This window comes from Streptomyces yatensis (assembly GCF_018069625.1).
Classification (GTDB): domain Bacteria; phylum Actinomycetota; class Actinomycetes; order Streptomycetales; family Streptomycetaceae; genus Streptomyces; species Streptomyces yatensis.
The window spans coordinates 10,260,476-10,276,945 of record NZ_CP072941.1; the positions used below are offsets into that span (position 1 = coordinate 10,260,476).

Sequence of the window (16,470 nt, forward strand, 5' to 3'; positions counted from 1 at the left end):
GGAGCGGGTCCTTCCCGCCGGTCGGAGTCACCGCCGTGGCCGCCATCCCGCCGATGCACCGCCTTGTTCTTGTTCTGCTGGACAGAATGCCTGCCGTTCAGAAGAACATCATCGTTGACCAGGTACTGGCGTCGAGTTACTCTGCAGAACATGATCTGCCCTGCGGAACACTGCCTCGGAGGAGCGCCGTGACGACTCCAATGCCGTCGGTCGCGGAACTCGGCCATGTCGGCCTGCGCTGTCACGACGTGAGCAGGCAACTCGCGTTCTACACCGAAGTCCTCGGACTGACGGTCACCGACCACGACGAGCGGCTGGGCATCTGGTTCCTGTCCGCCCGGCCGGACACCGAACATCACGAACTGCTCCTGGCCGAGGGGCGGGACGCGCCGGTCGGCATCAAACTCATCCAGCAGGTGTCGTTCCGGTGCGCGCGCTTCGAGGACGTCCTCGGCTTCCATCGGCGTTTCCGGGAGCACGGCGTCCGGCTCGACATGATCGTCTCGCATGGCAACGCGGTCGGCGTCTACTTCTACGATCCGGAGGACAACCGGTGTGAGGTCTACTGGCAGACCGGGTTCGTGGCACGACAGCCCTTCGTCGAGCACATCGACATCGAGACCGACCCTGAGGAGCTTCTGGACGCCATCCGGGTTTCGGTCGAGCGCCACGGCGCGACGGGTTTCACCGAGGAGAGTTATCGCGCCTGGACGCGCGAACAAGCGATGCCGGCCGATGGCGCCACAGCCAAGGAGGTAAGGCAGTGAAGTTCGTTCGCTACGCGGACGGGCCGTCCTCACGCGTCGGCGTGGTCAACGGGGACCTGGTCCGGGTCGTCGACGGTCTGGCAGACCTGCTGCCTCTCATCGAGGCCGGTGAGGCCGAGTTGCTCGCGGCTGGACGGACCGCGCTGCGGCGCGGCGCGACCGTGCCGCTGCCGGACATCGTTCCCGTGGCGCCGATCGCGACGCCTCCGACCGTCCGCGACTTCTACGCCTTCGAACAGCATGTCCGGGCAGGGCGCGCCTGGCGGGGCCTGGAGATGGAACCGGACTGGTATGAGCTGCCCGTCTTCTACTTCTCCAGCCCCTACGCCGTGATGGGCTGCGGGCCGGTGCCGATGACGCCGGGTACGGAGTGTTTCGACTTCGAGCTGGAGGTCGCCGCGGTGGTGGGGCGCGGCGGCCGCGACCTGACCGCCAAGGACGCCGAACACGCCATCGCCGGTTACTGCGTGCTCAATGACTGGAGCGGCCGGGACGTGCAGCAGCGCGAGATGAAGCTGTCGATGGGGCCGGTGAAGGGCAAGGACACCGCGACGAGCCTCGGCCCGTACTTCGTGACCCCGGACGAGATCGCCGACTTCCGCGAGGGCAACGGATACCGTCTCGAAATGACCTGCACGGTCAACGGTGCCTCCTACTCCCGCGCCGTGTGGTCGGACATCCACTGGTCGTTCGGCGAGATGATCGCCTACGCCTCCCGCGGCGCAGAAGTGAGGCCGGGCGATGTGATCGGCTCCGGCACCTGCGGCACCGGCTGCATCCTGGAGCTCTCCCGCACTCACGACTCGGCGACCTACCCCTGGTTGCAGCCGGGCGACGAGGTCGTCGCGGCGATCGAAGGTCTCGGCGAGTTGCGCAATACCGTCACCGAGGCGGCGCCGGTCATTCCGTTGCGAACCCGGGGCGCGACCGGACAGGAGGACGTAACACGACCGCGATTCACCGACGGAGCCGCGCGCTGATGGACGCTCCCGTATCGGCGGAGGACCGGGCCAAGCATCGGGCCGCGTTGCTGCGTGCCATGCCGATGTCCCGAATGCTCGATTACGGCATGGACCACGGGGACGCCGTCCACCTGGCCAATGCGGCCGTCTCGGAACCGTGGCACGACGTCGCGACTCGCCTGGCCGAGGCGCAGTTGACCCGCGCGGAGGCGGCCGCCGACCGCGGTGATGCCGAGACCGCGGTCGCGTGCTATCGCCGGGCAACGGCCTCCCTGGTCTTCGCGCAGATGGCCTTCAACACCGACCACCCGGCCAAACGCGCGCTCTACGTCCGGCTCACCCGGGCCTACCAGGCCGCGGCCGAGCTCGACACCGAGTTGCGTGTGGAACGGCTGTCGATCCCGTTCCGGCAGAGCCACTGCACCGCCTGGTTCGTCAGTCGCTCCGGCGATCGCCCCGGCCCCACGGTGGTCATTGTCGGCGGGCAGAGCGGTTGGGGCCCGGCCTTTCATCAGCAGGCCGAAGCCCTGGCCCGGCGGGGACTGTCCGCTGTCCTGCTCGAGGCACCGGGCCAGGGCGATACGCGCATGGCCGGCGGACTCCACCTCGACGGGAACGTCGACCAAGCCTTCAGCGCTGTCCTCGACGCCGTGCATGCCCGTACCGGCTACCACGGCCGGTACGGGGTGTGGGGAAACAGCTTTGGTGGACTGCTCGCCGCCCGTGCCGCCGTGCACGACAGCCGTTTCGGCGCGTGCTGCGTCAACGGGGCCAACGCGAAGCCGGAGCCACTGCCGTTCCGGACCTCACGCGAACAATCGCGGGCGCTCCTGGGCGTCGACACCGACGACGAAGCCGCGGCCGTCTTCCGCACTTTGTGGCTCGACCCGGCGGTCGAGCGCACGAGCGCCGCGATGCTCGTGCTGCACGGCGGCAACGACCCGCTGGTCAGCCTCGATCAGCAGAAGGTGTTCCTCGACGTGTCGGCCCATCCCACCCTGCGGGTTTGGGACGACGGCGACCACACCATGTACAACCACTCGGCCGAGCGCACGGAGTTTGTCTGTGACTGGTTCCGTGCCCAGCTCGGCCGCGCGTGACCCAGGCGACCAGACATCCGACTCCCACAACTGACAAGACCATTGAGGTGACCATGAAAGCTATTGCACTCCCGCGTTACGGCGGCGCGGACGACCTCGAGCTCACGGACCAGCCGACACCGGCGGTCGCGCCCGGGGAATTCCTGGTCCGGGTCAAGGCGGCCGGAGTGAACCCGGCCGACGAAAAGATCGCCGTGGGCAATCTCGACGGCATCATGGTGACTCACTTTCCCCTCATCCCGGGCTTCGAGATGGCCGGCGTCGTCGAGGCTCGCGGTTTCGGCGCCACCGAGTTCGAGATCGGCGACGAAGTGATCGGCTTCGTCCTCAAGGACTGGGCGCAGTTCGGCGCCTACGCCGAACTGGTTTCAGCCCCGGTCCGCACGCTGGCACGCAAGCCGGCGTCCTGGGACTGGCTGCATGCGGCGTGTCTGCCGCTGAACGGACTGACGGCTTACCAGGCCATCAAACGCATCGATATCCGCGAGGGCGACACCGTCCTGATCCACGGGGCCGCAGGTGGGGTCGGCACGCTCGGCGTGCAGATCGCAGTCACCCGGGGCGCGCACGTCATCGGCACCGCCGGCGAGCGCAACCACGACTACCTGCGTGAACTCGGCGCCACACCGATCACCTACGGAGAAGGACTGGCCGAGCGGGTGCGCGAGCTCGCGCCAGAGGGCGTCGACGCGGCGCTCGACTTCTACGGCGGGGACGCGGTGGCCGTCTCGCGGAAGGTCTTGAAGGATCCCGCGCGGGTCGCCTCCGTGGCCGACATCACCGCTCCCGAACAGGGTGGCCAATTGGTGTGGGCACGCGCGAACGCCGACGAGCTGACGGAGGTGGCTGCGCTCGCCGAGTCAGGGAAGTTGTCCGTCCCCGTGAATCGCTCCTTCCCGCTGGAGCAGGCCGCCGACGCCTGGCGGATGCTCCACGCGGACAGCCGCGCCCACGGCCGGATCGTACTGGACATCGACGCCGCCTGAGGTCGTCTTCCGGCACGTACACGCTCCGGTGTAAGCGAAGGGTTGGGACACATGAAGCTTGCCGATGAACCCCGCACATCCACGATCCCCCCGGATGCCTTGGATGCGGATGTCCTCATCATCGGGTACGGCCCGGTCGGTCAGACCCTGGCTGCTCTCCTGGGGGCGTCGGGGCACCGCGTGCTGGTGTGCGAACGGCGGGTCGGGCGCTACGAGACGCCACGAGCCGGACACTTCGATCACGAAATCATGCGCGTCTTCCAGTCTTTGGGCATTGCCGACGAGGTAAGGCGCATTGCCGAACCAGCTCGTGTGTATGAATTCCTCGATCCCGACGGAGGCGTGATTTCTCGTCTGCCAAGGGAATGGAGTGCTCCCTCCGGCTGGGATGCGTCGTACCACTTCTACCAGCCGGAACTCGAGGATGCCCTGGACGCGGCAGTCCGCGGAGCATCCACTGTGGACGTTCGTTTCGGTGCGGAGCTGGTCGACCTGCGCCAGGGGGCCGACCACGTGGTGGTGACATTGGCAGACGGCGGCGTCGTCACCGCACGCTATGTGGTCGGGGCGGACGGCGCCAACAGCGCGGTACGCACGCTCTGCGGCATTCCGACGAAAGATCTCGGTTTCCGGGGCGACTGGCTGGTCGTTGACGTCCGGCCTCGGCCCGGCGCCCCGGCCCTGGACATCCCGGACACCGGCCAGGTACTCGACCCCGCGAGGCCGAACCACATGGGCCGAGTGGCCCAGCGGTACTTCCGCTGGGAGTTCATGCTCGTCGAGGGCGACGATCCCACCGAGATGGTGAAGCCGGAACGGGTCTGGGAGTTGCTCAGGCCCTGGATCGGCCCACAGGAGGGGGAGGCGATCCGGCAGACCGTCTACCAGTTCCGATCCATCGTGGCCGATACGTTCCGCCACCGGTCGGTTCTGCTTGCCGGCGACGCCGCTCACGTCATGCCGCCATTCCTCGGACAGGGCATGAGCTCTGGCATCCGGGACGCCGCGACCCTCGGCTGGATGCTCGACCTCGTGCTGACCGGCGCCGCGGACCCGAAACTGCTGGACCTGTACACGCTCTCGAGAAGGCCACAGGTCATCGACTACATCGAAGAGTCGGTGCGGGTAGGGACCGTCGTCTGCGAGACCGACCCCGTTCGTGCGGCGCAACGTCGTGAGGAGCTGCGGTCGGCGACCGAGCTTCCGCCACCGTTCGAGCCGCCTGTCGGCGCGGGCTTCCGAGACGGACAACCGCTGGCCGGCCACTTGGCCGTACAGCCCTTTCTGCGTACGAGCGGCGGGAAGACCGAGCGGTCCGACGACGTGCTCGGCCGCGGGTTCACCCTGTTCAGCTTGGTCGAACCGGACGCGGCGACGACCGCGGCCGTCTCGGAACTCGAGCGTGCGATGGGGCTGCGGTCCGTGGTGGTCGGCGCCGAGGGGGTCCAGGAAGAGGGCGAGGCGCTGAGTGACTGGCTCAAGGAGTCCGGTGTCGTGGCCGTGCTGGTTCGCCCGGACTTCTACGTCTTCGGCACTGCTACCGGGCTCTGTGAGGTGGTGGGTCTGCTCGCCTCACTTCGCGCGAGCCTGTCGCTGGTGTAGCGGCGTGACACCCGCTCGCGCGGCGACCGACGACAGCCCGGATCATGTGACACACGGAGGAATCTCATGCCGAAAACGAACAACGGTATCCATTACGAGGAGCGGGGAAGCGGGCCGGACACGATCGTTCTGCTGCCCGGACTCGGGTGCTCACTCAAGTGCTGGTCCGAGGTGGCACCCCTACTCGACGGCTATCGTCTCGTTCTCATGGACCTGCCGGGCCACGCGGGCTCCATCCATGCGCCTGCCGACGGATCGAGCCTCGCCCGGATCGCCGAAACGGTGATCGATGCTTGTGATCAGCTCGGCCTCGAACGCTTCGCCCTCGTCGGTCTCTCCTTCGGTGGCGCGCTCAGTGTGCGGATCGCTCTGAACCGGCCCGGCCAGGTGTTCGCGGTCATGGCGCTCATGCCGTGGAACGCGGGCGGTACCGAGGCGGGCGATCCCGTCATCGAAGGGTTCCACAAGTCCTTCCGTGACGCCGAAGCCATAACGCGGGCCATTGGGGCCATCTCGCTGGAGCCGAGCAAGACGACCGATGTCGTGCGCACGATGACGAGTGCCGTCACAGAGCAGTTCTGGCGCAGCTGGCTCGGAACCGGTGGCGGTGCTTACACGAGCATGTTCGAGGAGCTGTCCGGGATCGCCGTGCCGGCGTGCTACGTCATCGGCGGCAGAGACACCATCGCCCCGCAGGACAAGTTGATCGCCGATGTCCGTGCGATGCCCGGAGGCCGGCTGGTCTTCCTGTCGGACGCGGGACATCTCGCCCCTTACGAGTCTCCCGAGCTCGTCGCCCGGGAGATCCGCGAGTTCATCAGCCGCTACGCGAACACGCCGTCGCCGGGCGCGGGTTCCGCGCCCAGATCCTCGCCCAGCGCACAGCCGAGCAGATAGAGACGCCTTTCGCTGCTTCACCCGCTCCCTCAGGGACGCCTGCCGGCGCACATCGACGTCCTCGCCGGTCAGGCCGGTGGCGGACGACCACAGCCAGACCGGGAGCGGGTCGCCCCCGCCGGGCAGGTGGTCTACCTTCATGTGGATCAACGTGCCCCGGCCATGTCCGATGCCATGTATCAGCTGCGCTGTGTCCTGGGCCGTGTCTGTCAATTCGGTCGTGGGGTCACCGGTCTGCCCAGTCCGGCGCCCACACGTCATGCGGGGTTCGCGGGCCTGCGGTGCGCAGATGGTCGCGTAGCGCGGTCAGCACGGGGTGCTGGTCTCCGCTGCGGAACAGCAGCACGTGCGGGTAGACCGGGGTCGGGTCGTGCACCGGGATCCGCCGTAGGTCGTGGGTCTGGGGCCACAGGTACCGGTCCCCGCTGCCGACGAGGGTGGCCAGCGAGGCCGAGTCGGCCAGCGCGTCCATCAGGGCCTCATCACCGAAGTTGGGGCCGAGCGCGTCGATGCTCAGACCGAAGGCCTCGGACAGCGCCTGGTAGAACGCCGCCCACTCCGTGTCCGGCCTGATCCCGGGGATCCAGATGCGGTGGCCGGTCAGGTCCGCAGGACTGACCCAGGGCGCGTCAGCCAGCGGGTGGCCAGGTCCGACCAGGAGCTCCAGGGGTGCGTCCAGGAGTCGTTCGGCGCTGACCCCGGCTGGGACCTGGTCTGCCGGCAGGGCACGGAAGGACGCGTCGACGGTCCCTTCGAGTACCGCCTGGGCGGCCTGGGCGGCGTTCTCCTCGCTCAGCGTGACCGCGTCCAGGTCCGTCTCGGGGTGGGAGCGGTAGAACCGGTAGACGGCCTGGGCCGGGGCGATGCGCCGGTTGAGGACATCGACGCGCAAGGGACGGCTGCCGGGGCGCACGGCCTGCTCGGCGTGCTCGATGGCCGCCAGGACCTTCTTGGCGTGCGGCAGGAAGACCTGCCCGTCCAGGCTCAGCCGGGAGCCTCGGGAGGTCCGCACCAGGAGCCTGACCTCGATGTGCCTCTCCAGGGCCGCGATCCGCTTGGAGACCGCCTGCTGGCTGATCCCCAGCTCGTCGGCCGCAGCCTGGAACTGGCCGGTCCCGGCGACGGCCACGAACGTCCGCAGCGCTTCAACATCCACGCTTCCATCCTACTTTCACAACCGCTGGTTGTGGCTGGTGTGGTGCAGGGTTGTTTGATCGAGTGTTCTGCGCGGTGGTGGGATCAGCGCATGTCTACCCGCACAGACCATGTCATGTATGTCCAGACGCCTGAGTTCGCCCGTCATGCGGAGCGGATCGTGGAGGTGACCGATGCGACGTCTCGGCTGAACGTGCTTCCGTTCAGCGACAGCGAAGGTCGCGCGGAACTCCTTTCTGTTGTGTTCGGTGGCCCGCTGCCGGAGTCGGTGATGATCTACCCGCCGTTCTTTACCGAGTACGGGCTGAACACGACGTTCGGGGAGAACGTCTTCGTCAACCAGGGATGCACCTTCATGGACAAGGGCGGCATCCGTATCGGCGACGGCGTCATGATCGCCCCAAAGGTCAGCCTCATCACCGGAGGCCATCCACTGCCCCTGGCCGAGCGTCGCGAGTACCTCTCCTTCGCCCCGATCCTCATCGAGGACGACGTCTGGATCGGGACGGCTGCGGTGATCACGCAGGGGGTGACCATCGGTGCCGGTGCGGTGGTCGCTGCCGGTGCGGTAGTCACTCGTGATGTTCCTGCCGGCACCGTGGTCGCGGGAGTGCCCGCCCGGGTGATCAAGACGATCGACTGAGCCCGGCCGGGCTGTCGGCCCGGGTGCGCAGCACCTCTGCGGTCTGATCCTGATGCCTCGTCACGCCCAACTGGCCGACCGGCAGTGGGACCGCATCCGACCTTTGCTGAGCACCGCACTGCCGTACGGTCAGAGCGACATGCTCGCCACCGGTGCGGCGGCAGGGGTTTTGACGGGGCTCGGCGTGGTGGACTGACGGCATATTGAAGCTCCGTTGCAGTCATGCGTTTTGGGAAGGTCATCTGCATCAGCCGTGTTTCGTTGCGCCAGGCGCGGCCGTCCGGCTTGGGATGGTTCGAGATCATGCGACTTCGCAACGGCTCTGCGCCGGGAACTGTCATGCTGAGCGCGTTCGGTTCCATCTGCACACTGTGGAGGTCTTGATGCGTAGGGGCGTCATTGTCGCCGCGCACCCTGGTGTGGAGGATCTCGCCGTGCGGGCCGAGGAGATGGGCTTGCACAGCTTCTGGGTCTACGACTCCCCGATGGTCCATGGTGACCCTTTCGTCGCCTTGAGCCTGTGTGCGAGGGCCACCAGCCGTATCAGGCTCGGTATCGGCGTGACCTCACCGGCGCTGCGCTCGGCTCCGGCCGCCGCGAGCGGGCTGGCCAGCCTCAATGCCCTGGCGCCGGGCCGGATCATCTGCGGGGTCGGCACCGGGAACACCGCCCGGCGCACCCTGGGCATGCGGCCGGTCACGGCAGCCGGGCTGGAGGACTTCACCGCCGCGCTGCAGGATCTGTGCGCCGGACGGTCGACGGAGTATCGGGAAGGTGACCGGGTTCGCGACATCCGGTTCCTGCACACCGGGGCGCACGTGGACACCGCCGACCCGATCGAGTTCGTCGTGGCCGCGCTGCTCGGACCGAAGGCCGCCGCCGTGGCGGGCCGCCGCGGCACCGGCCTGATCTCCTTCGGCCTGCTGGACCCCACCGCCTGGCACGCGCTGCACGACGCCCACCGCCACGCCGCCCGGGCCACGCTCCATGGCCCCGACTCCCACACGGACTCCCGGGCGGACTCCTACGTGGTCACCTCGCTCCACCTCCTCGACGAGGACGAGGACCCCCACGGCGACCCGGCCCGGGACGCCACGGGCCACCTGGTCATGTCGCTGCTGGCCTTCGCCGCCGACACACCCGCCTTCGCCGAGCAACTCGGCCCTGAGGAAGGGGAGGCGGTACGGCGGCTCCTTGACCGGCGCGGCACCACCTCCACCGCACCGGACCGGTACACCAGGCTCTACCCCAACTACCTCGGACGCATTGCACCGCAGGACCGCGACCTGGTCCTGCCCTCGTTGATGGACACCCTGGCCCTGGTCGGCACCCGCGACGACCTCCTCACCCGCATCACCGCCCTGGAACAGGCCGGCGTCGACGAACTCCTCATCCAGCCGGTGATCGACGCGCCCACCGAGATGGCCCAGCTCGCGAAACTCCTCACCTGAGCGGACTCGCCCGCCGCACGTCCACGACGCGCTCGCACGTGAATCGACCGGCGTGTGGGCATCCAACGAGCCCGGGGTCCGATATGGGTGGCCGGTTGGCGGGGAGTTGTCTGGCCGCCGGTAAGCACGTGGTGTGGCGCGGTAGGGCTTTAGTCTGTGCCGGTGTGGTTCCGGGGCTTGGGTGCCGCGGAGCAGGGCTGGGTTCCGGGCTGTAGGGGTCTGTGCTGGGCCGCGCGTCGGCGTTTTCCATAGGCGATGGTGAGTATGGCGAGGAGGGGCCCCCACAAGACCAGGGGTGTGTAGCAGATGCGGAACCAGATTTCCTCCCGGCCGCCGGCCTGGCCGGGGAAGTCGTGGGGAAGGGCGTCGCCCCGGATCGTCGTGCCCATGATCTGGGTGATGAGGGTGAGGACGGTCCACAGGAAGGTGAGGAGAGCGGCCCCGATCGTGGCGGGGATGACTGCCGCCATCGTGGGGACTGTGCGGCCTCGCACCAGCGGGACCCAGCGGGGGAATTCCTCGCCCCACCGGGCGATCAGGCCGAATGCGGTGAATGCCAGGGCTTCGGAGAGGACCGACAGGGAGACGACGTAGAGCCGCTCGCCGATTCCGATGCCGTGGTCGAAGGCGATCGGGAGTCTCCACAGGCTGGATGGCAGGACGGCCAGCACTATGGCGTAGGCGGTGAGGTGCAGACGCCGGGAGACTCCGGCGACGGGAGTGTGGCCGGCTCGCCAGGCGTTGCGGAGTCGTCGGGGGCGGGCGGGGGGTTCGCCGGTGCGCGGGGGCAGGTGCATGTGCGGTCCCGTGTCTTGTTGGGCCCGTCTGGCCCGTTCGTCCTCGAAGGTCGCAGCGGGGACGGTCACTGCGCATCGGGCCGTGGGGTGACCCGGCTCCGCCATACGGCCATGGCGTCGTACGACCGAAGGGGCACGGAAGCTGGGCCCTGCCGAGACATGACACCGGCGGACACCACAGCCCCCTGTGTTCTCCCCGGGGCGCCGCCCTCCTGCCCGCCACGCTCACCCGCCTCACCGCGCCCCTCCCGAGATCCGCCGAGTCCTCGTAGCGCGCCTCCCCGGCCACCCCACCCCCGCCGTCACCCGAGGAATCACCTCTCAGCAACCACTGGAGGCCGTCGGGGGTGCGGTGCCCGGCGAACTGCTGCTGTATTGCCACGGCTTCCGCACGACTCTCGACGGCCACCACCAGGGCGAAGACCGAACCTTGTTCCCGGCCATCGCGGCTGCGCACCCCGAGCTGCCCGGCTGCGCTCGCTTGAGCAGGGTCACTCGATGATCGCCCACCTGCTCTCCAGTCTTCGTGCCGCGGTCGACCGGGCCGCGCCGCCTGAGGAGCTTGACCACCACCTCGAAGGCATCGCCGCGATCATGGAGAACCACTTCCGCTACGAGGAGCGGCAGCTGCTCACTGCGCTGCCTGGCCGGTACCGCGCCTGGCGTCGAGCGACAGGAGCGTGCCCGGCGCGGCGTGGACACTGATCGGGCGGGTGGCCGCGGTCCTTCACCGGCGTGGGGTTCGCTGAGCCTCCTGGCTGGTTTGAGGGGTTGATCGAGTGAGGTGAGGAGTGTTCCTGGTGGTCTCCGGGGATTCTCGTCACCGCGTTGCCCAGGACCTCACTGCGTGTCGAAGTCCGTTCCTCGGGAGATGTTCTCCCAGGTGGCGAGTTCGGCCCGTACCGAGTCCAGGTGTCCGACGAGGGCGTCGACCGCGTCGCTGCCGAGGGCGAGCCGCAGCGGGGTGTTCTCGGCGTCCAGGGCCAGCCGGATCGCGGCCGCTGCTTTCGCCGGATCTCCGGGCTGGGCGCCGTCGCCGTCCTGCAACAGCCTCCGGGTGGCGCCGACCTTCTCCGCGTACGCCGGGTGCTCCTGGGAGAGATAGGCCGCGCCCTTGCCGAACAGGTTGGTGCGGAACGCGCCGGGCTCCACGATCAGCACCTTGATGCCGAACGGCGCCACTTCGTCGGCCAGGCCCTCCGACAGCTGCTCCAGCGCCGCCTTGGTCGCGCTGTACGCGGAGAACCCGGCGAAGGACAGCTGTCCGCCGAAACTGCTGATGTTCACGATCGATCCGCTGCCCCGCTCCCGCATCTGCGAAAGCAGCGCCCGGGTCAGCCGCGCCGGGCCGAACACGTGCAGCTCGAACAGGTCGCGCAGCTCCCGGTCGGTGGTCTCCTCGAACGCCCCGACCTGCGTGCGCCCGGCGTTGTTCACCAGCACGTCCACCCGGCCATAGCGGGCCAGGACGTCAGCGGCCACCACGTCGATCCGCCCGCCGTCGGTCATGTCCAGGCCGATCGCCTCCACCCGGTCGGGGTGCGCGGCGACCAGGTCGGCCAGCGCTTCGGTGCGTCGGGCCGTGCCGACCACCGTGTCACCGGCGGCGACCGCGGCCTCGGCGATGGCCCGCCCGAAACCGCTGCTCGCGCCGGTGATCAGCCAGACCTTGCCGTTCTCGGTCATCTCTTCGTCTCCTTGGTCAACTGCCCTTCGGGACCTGCCCGCCGGCAGCTCCCATCCTTCGCCGGGATCCGGGGCCGTGTCCAAGTCCTGTCGTGATAGCTATGGGTTATGGACGTCCATGGGCGCGATCTGCGCTACTTCGCCGCGGTCGCAGAGGAGTTGAACTTCACACGGGCCGCCGAGCGGCTCTTCGTCTCCCAGCCCGCGCTCAGCAAGCAGATACGGATGCTGGAGAAGCAGGTCGGCGCGCGATTGTTCCACCGGGACCCGCGGGCGGTGCGACTGACGGTGGTGGGGGAAGCCCTGCTGCCGCACGCCCGCGGGATGCTGGCCGCTTGGGAGGCCGCCGAGGCTGCGGTGGGGGAGGCGAAGGCCGCCGAGCTGCACACTCTGGTGATCGGCATGTCCACTAGTCCGGGCCGCGGGCTTCTGCCCGCCTTGCGGACCCGGCTGGTCTCCCGGTTTCCGCATGCACGGCCCGTCCTGCGGCAGGTCAACTGGGCTGATCCCAGTGCCGGGTTGGCGGACGGGTCCAGCGATGTCGCTTTCGTCTGGCTGCCGCTGCCGGACGGCGACCGCTACCGGTATGCGGTGGTGGCCCGGGAGCCACGCCTTGTGGCACTGCCGCTGGGGCACCCCCTGGCGGCGCGGGCCGCGGCCGATGGCGAGGGGGCGGTGGACTTCACCGATCTCCTGGACGAGCCGATACTCGCCCTGCCTTCCGAGGCTGGTCCGCTGCGGGACTACTGGCTGGCCCTGGACGCCCGGGGCGATCGCGCGCCGCGGATAGGCGGGGTGGTGGGCAGTGCCGAGGAGACCCACGAGGCGGTCGCCAACGGCCAGGGCGTGGCACTGCTGGCCACCGGCAACGCCCCGCTGGTCGTCCGGGACGGGGTGATCGCCGTGCCGGTGCGGGGCATCTCCCCCTCCCGTCTGGCGGTAGCCGCGCGCCGGGTGGACGAGCGGCCCTTGGTGCTGGCCTATCTGGAGGCGGCGGCGAAGGTGGGAGCCAAAACCTCCTGAACCGAGCCGCCCCATGACACTTCGCGCGGCCGTTCCGCCGCCTGCCATCCCAAGCTACGACAGCGCGACAGCGGTTGTCTTTCCGCACCTGAGGGGGGCGTGTTTTCGCTGGCCGGGCAGAGGGCCGGTGATTGCGTGGGAGCCGTTGCCTGTCGTGTCGTCGCTCCCTGGGAGCGCCCGGCCGCCGGCGTCTCGGTGCTCGACTGGTGGTCCCAGTTCGCGGCCACGGTCGTGCCCGAACACGTCCAGGCCGTCGCTCTCGACGCCCGGCGCGCTCGGCCTGGTCCTCAACGCCATAGTGCCCTGGACGACGCGGTACATCGATGCCACCGTCGCCCAGCCGCAAGCCGAGGGCCATGAGATCCGGGAAGCGGACATCGCCCGGCTCTCCCCGCTCAAGCACCGCAACCTGAACCTGCCCGGCCGCTACAGCTTCACCGCCAGTTTCCCGGCTGGCCGCCGGCGCCCCGCGCCCGCTGCGCGACCCGGACGCGCCGGAGCTGGACGAGGATGACGGCGGGGACGGGCCGGACCAGTCGTGGCCGAGCGGGGCGGTGAAGAGCTTGCGGGCCCTCGCCTTGGCCGGCCTCCGGTGTCCTGTCTTTGACCTCATGGTGCAAAGTCCCAGACCTGCCGACGGGCCCTGCGGGTGCACGACACCCTGTTCTGAGCCGACTCTCGATGAGGCGTCTGTCGGCCGGTCAGGATGACCGTTCAGGCGTGCCGAACCGTGCCACGAGCTGATCACTGCTGGTTAGGTGTACAGTCACGGTGCGTCGTGACCGGCCCCTGTCTGTGGCTCCTGGTCGATGCCTGGCCAGCGGACAAGGCGGAAGAACCCACGCACCTGTTCGACCAGCGACTCCGGCTGCTCCAGCGCGGCGAAATGGCCGCCTCGCGGTAGTTCCTCGAACCAGCGCAGGTCGGTGAACCGCAGTTCGGCCTCCCGCCGGGACGGGCGGGTGATGTCGCGGGGGTAGATCGACAGCCCGGACGGCGCGGTGACCTTGTCCCGGAAGTGGGCGAAGCTTTCCCAGTACAGGCGCGCGGACGAGGTGGCCGAGGCGGTGAACCAGTAGACCGAGATTTCGTCGAGGATCTTCTGCCGCGAGACCGCGTCCTCGTGGTTGCCGTCGTGGTCCGTCCAGGCCTGAAACTTCTCGGCGATCCAGGCAGCCTGGCCGGCCGGGGAGTCGGTGAGGCCGTAGCCGAGCGTCTGCGGCCGGGTCGCCTGCTGCCCCGAGTACCCCCGGCCGGTGCGCTGGAACTCCTTCTCAGCCTCGAGGTTCGCTCGTTCAGTTGGCGTCGGGTCGTCGAACGTGCCCAGCGCCACGGAGCCCATGTTCAGGTGCACGCCGACGACCCGCTCGGGCGCCACCTCGCCGAGCGCGCCGGACACCGCCGAACCCCAGTCACCGCCCTGCGCGCCGTAACGCTCGTAACCCAGCGACACCATCAACGTGTCCCAGGCGCGCGCGATGCGCGTGACACCCCACCCGGTCCTCGTCGGCTTGTCGCTCCAGCCGTACCCGGGCAACGACGGCGCGACCACGTGGAATGCGTCCGCCGGGTCCCCGCCGTGTGCGCGTGGGTCGGTCAGTGGTCCGAGGACACCCAGGAACTCGAGCACCGAACCCGGCCAGCCGTGCGTGAGCACCAGCGGGAACGCGTCCGGTTCCGGGGAGCGGACGTGCAGGAAGTGGATGCCCAGCCCGTCGATGGTGTCGCGGTACTGCGGGAAAACGTTCAGCCGCTCGGCGAACCCGAAGTCGTAGTCCTCGGCCCAGCTGCGGCACAGCTCCTGTGCATAGGCCAGCGGCAACCCTTGTGACCAGTCGTCCACCGGCTCGAGCTCGGGCCACCGCGTTCGTCGCAACCGTTCACGCAGATCCGCGATCTCGGCTTCGGTGATGCTGACCTCAAATGGCTCGGCGGTCACAGCTGGCTCCTGTTCTGTCAGGTTTGCCGGGGTGAAAGGTGACGGGTCGAGAGTTGACGGTGTCGTGAGGTTCCGGTGGATGCCGGGCGCCGGGGCGTCGGGTCACGCTGAGGACGAGTCCGGCCAGAGGGAGGACCGCGAGCACGGCGAGGGCTACCGGCACCGACACGATGCCGGACAGGCCCGCGACAGCGGCCGGACCGATCCCGCCACCCAGGTTGATCATGAAGGTGAGCAGGCCCTGTGCGGTGTCGCGGTCGTGTGCGGTGACCAGTTCCGGTGCAAGGCCCACGAGCACGGTCTGGACGCCGGCGAACCCGCTCACGGTCAGCGCCACACCGACGATGACCGCGGTCGGCCCGGTGAACACCCCGACCACGAGCACGCCGATGACGGTGAGTGCCGCAAGCCCGGCCGACACCTGCCACGCGGTGAACCGTGCGGTCACGGTGCCGGCCAGCCGCCCTGCCAGCACCGAGCAGGCGGCGGCCGGGACCAGCAGCGCGCCGGCTTCGAGGGCGCCACCGCCCGTAGCCTGCTCGATCAGGGACGGGGCGAGGAACAGCACCCCGTAGTAGCCGGCGAAGACCGCCCCACCGACGAGCCCGGCAGCCGGGACGCCGCGGGCCGCGATCACCCGCCGAGGCACGAACCCGTCGGGCCTGCGCCGCACGCGCCACCACAGTCCCACCCCGGCGAGTACCCCGGCGGCGGCCACGACGAGCGTGACCGCAGCGGGCAGTCCGACCGAATGCGCCTGCAACACCGTGATCAGCGACCCGGCGAGTACCGAGAGCACGGCCGCGCCGCCGACGTCGAGTCGCCCGGCCGAGCCGTCCCGCTCACCGCCGCCGATCCGCGTGAACGTACGCCTGTCCGCCAACGCGGCCAGCAGGAGGGGCAGTGCGAGGACCGGGATCGCGAGCACGGCACGCCACCCCAGCCACGCGGTAACCGCCCCGCCCACCAGGGTCCCGCACGCCGACGCCGTCGCGCTGGCGGCTGCGACCGTTCCCAACGCGCGCAGCCGTTGCTGCCCGGGAAGGGCGGTGGCCTCAGCGAAGACGGCGATCACGGTCGCACCCGCCCCGGCGCCACCGATCAGTCGGCCGATGATCACGACCGGCAACGTCGGGCCGGCCGCCGCGAGCGCGGAGCCCGCGGTGAGTGCTAGAACCCCGGCGACGAGGACCCGCACGGGGCTCCACCGGGCCATCAGCCGACCGGCGACCGGCATCGCCAGTGCCGAGGTCAGCGACCATGCGGCGAGGATCCATGCCGTGGTCCCGAACGGCACTCCGAGCGCGCGGCCGATCGCCGGCAGCGCCACCGACGGGGCGCCCAATGCGACGTACATCGGCAGCACCAGCATCCCCAGGGTCAGTCCCAGCCGGCGCCCGTCCGGGGCGTGGGTGGGTCCCCCGCCCAGACGCCCTCCCGACCGGATCGTCTGCGGCATCGT

The 16,470-nt window shown here is 69.4% G+C and carries 16 protein-coding genes and 1 pseudogene; 12 read left to right on the forward strand and 5 right to left on the reverse strand.

What is annotated here, in order from left to right; all coding sequences use genetic code 11:
• Positions 1 to 35: 35 nt before the first annotated feature.
• The 6 genes from J8403_RS42795 to J8403_RS42820 all read left to right on the forward strand — a co-directional run bounded on the left by J8403_RS42795 (position 36) and on the right by J8403_RS42820 (position 6,314).
• Entirely contained in the window at positions 36 to 767 is a 732-nt protein-coding gene (locus tag J8403_RS42795) for a VOC family protein (protein ID WP_246586262.1), read from the forward strand.
• Complete coding sequence (locus J8403_RS42800; RefSeq protein WP_211127939.1) at positions 764 to 1,747, forward strand: fumarylacetoacetate hydrolase family protein; 984 nt, start codon at positions 764 to 766, stop codon at positions 1,745 to 1,747. The genes J8403_RS42795 and J8403_RS42800 overlap by 4 nt, the downstream gene beginning before the upstream one ends.
• Positions 1,747 to 2,829, forward strand: a complete 1,083-nt coding sequence (locus tag J8403_RS42805) for an alpha/beta hydrolase (RefSeq protein ID WP_211127940.1) — start codon at positions 1,747 to 1,749, stop codon at positions 2,827 to 2,829. Before J8403_RS42800 ends, J8403_RS42805 begins: the two co-directional genes overlap by 1 nt.
• Before the next feature lie 53 nt (positions 2,830 to 2,882).
• Positions 2,883 to 3,815, forward strand: coding sequence for an NADP-dependent oxidoreductase (locus J8403_RS42810; protein WP_211128707.1), 933 nt, complete (start codon positions 2,883 to 2,885; stop codon positions 3,813 to 3,815).
• A 51-nt stretch (positions 3,816 to 3,866) separates the two neighbouring features.
• Positions 3,867 to 5,417, forward strand: a complete 1,551-nt coding sequence (mhpA, locus tag J8403_RS42815) for a bifunctional 3-(3-hydroxy-phenyl)propionate/3-hydroxycinnamic acid hydroxylase MhpA (RefSeq protein ID WP_211127941.1) — start codon at positions 3,867 to 3,869, stop codon at positions 5,415 to 5,417.
• A gap of 66 nt (positions 5,418 to 5,483) precedes the next feature.
• Positions 5,484 to 6,314: an alpha/beta fold hydrolase gene (locus J8403_RS42820; RefSeq protein ID WP_211127942.1), complete on the forward strand. Its 831-nt coding sequence runs from the start codon at positions 5,484 to 5,486 to the stop codon at positions 6,312 to 6,314.
• Positions 6,315 to 6,540: 226 nt separating this feature from the next.
• Here J8403_RS42820 and J8403_RS42825 read toward each other — a convergent pair whose 3' ends face one another.
• Positions 6,541 to 7,470 (reverse strand): LysR family transcriptional regulator, encoded by a 930-nt coding sequence (locus tag J8403_RS42825; protein WP_211127943.1) that lies wholly within the window; start codon positions 7,468 to 7,470, stop codon positions 6,541 to 6,543.
• Between the two features lie 114 nt (positions 7,471 to 7,584).
• Between J8403_RS42825 and J8403_RS42830 the strand changes: the two genes are divergently transcribed.
• The 3 genes from J8403_RS42830 to J8403_RS42840 all read left to right on the forward strand — a co-directional run bounded on the left by J8403_RS42830 (position 7,585) and on the right by J8403_RS42840 (position 9,563).
• Positions 7,585 to 8,112 carry a sugar O-acetyltransferase gene (locus J8403_RS42830; RefSeq protein WP_211127944.1) on the forward strand — a complete coding sequence of 176 codons (528 nt, stop codon included), beginning with the start codon at positions 7,585 to 7,587 and terminating at the stop codon, positions 8,110 to 8,112.
• 52 nt (positions 8,113 to 8,164) lie between these two features.
• Positions 8,165 to 8,308, forward strand: a complete 144-nt coding sequence (locus tag J8403_RS42835; protein ID WP_211127945.1) for a hypothetical protein — start codon at positions 8,165 to 8,167, stop codon at positions 8,306 to 8,308.
• Between the two features lie 187 nt (positions 8,309 to 8,495).
• Complete coding sequence (locus J8403_RS42840) at positions 8,496 to 9,563, forward strand: LLM class flavin-dependent oxidoreductase (RefSeq protein ID WP_211127946.1); 1,068 nt, start codon at positions 8,496 to 8,498, stop codon at positions 9,561 to 9,563.
• Positions 9,564 to 9,712: 149 nt separating this feature from the next.
• Here the strand turns inward: J8403_RS42840 and J8403_RS42845 are convergent, their stop codons facing one another.
• Positions 9,713 to 10,360 (reverse strand): hypothetical protein, encoded by a 648-nt coding sequence (locus J8403_RS42845; RefSeq protein ID WP_246586263.1) that lies wholly within the window; start codon positions 10,358 to 10,360, stop codon positions 9,713 to 9,715.
• A gap of 498 nt (positions 10,361 to 10,858) precedes the next feature.
• Between J8403_RS42845 and J8403_RS44165 the strand changes: the two genes are divergently transcribed.
• On the forward strand, positions 10,859 to 11,065 hold the full coding sequence (locus J8403_RS44165) for a hypothetical protein (RefSeq protein WP_246586264.1): 207 nt from the start codon (positions 10,859 to 10,861) through the stop codon (positions 11,063 to 11,065).
• A 135-nt stretch (positions 11,066 to 11,200) separates the two neighbouring features.
• On the opposite strand, the gene J8403_RS42855 is transcribed toward J8403_RS44165, so the two are convergent.
• Positions 11,201 to 12,046 carry an oxidoreductase gene (locus tag J8403_RS42855; RefSeq protein WP_211127947.1) on the reverse strand — a complete coding sequence of 282 codons (846 nt, stop codon included), beginning with the start codon at positions 12,044 to 12,046 and terminating at the stop codon, positions 11,201 to 11,203.
• A gap of 108 nt (positions 12,047 to 12,154) precedes the next feature.
• On the opposite strand from J8403_RS42855, the gene J8403_RS42860 reads away from it, so the two are divergent.
• Together J8403_RS42860 and J8403_RS44650 are read left to right on the forward strand one after the other, a co-directional pair.
• Positions 12,155 to 13,069, forward strand: coding sequence for a LysR family transcriptional regulator (locus J8403_RS42860; RefSeq protein WP_211127948.1), 915 nt, complete (start codon positions 12,155 to 12,157; stop codon positions 13,067 to 13,069).
• A gap of 268 nt (positions 13,070 to 13,337) precedes the next feature.
• Positions 13,338 to 13,596 (forward strand): annotated as a pseudogene (locus J8403_RS44650) (Tn3 family transposase); the annotation flags it as partial.
• 239 nt (positions 13,597 to 13,835) lie between these two features.
• Here J8403_RS44650 and J8403_RS42870 read toward each other — a convergent pair.
• Together J8403_RS42870 and J8403_RS42875 are read right to left on the reverse strand one after the other, a co-directional pair.
• Positions 13,836 to 15,008: an epoxide hydrolase family protein gene (locus J8403_RS42870; RefSeq protein WP_211127949.1), complete on the reverse strand. Its 1,173-nt coding sequence runs from the start codon at positions 15,006 to 15,008 to the stop codon at positions 13,836 to 13,838.
• A complete protein-coding gene (locus J8403_RS42875; RefSeq protein WP_211127950.1) occupies positions 14,989 to 16,467 on the reverse strand; it encodes an MFS transporter in 1,479 nt (492 codons plus the stop codon). Before J8403_RS42875 ends, J8403_RS42870 begins: the two co-directional genes overlap by 20 nt.
• Positions 16,468 to 16,470 lie beyond the last annotated feature (3 nt).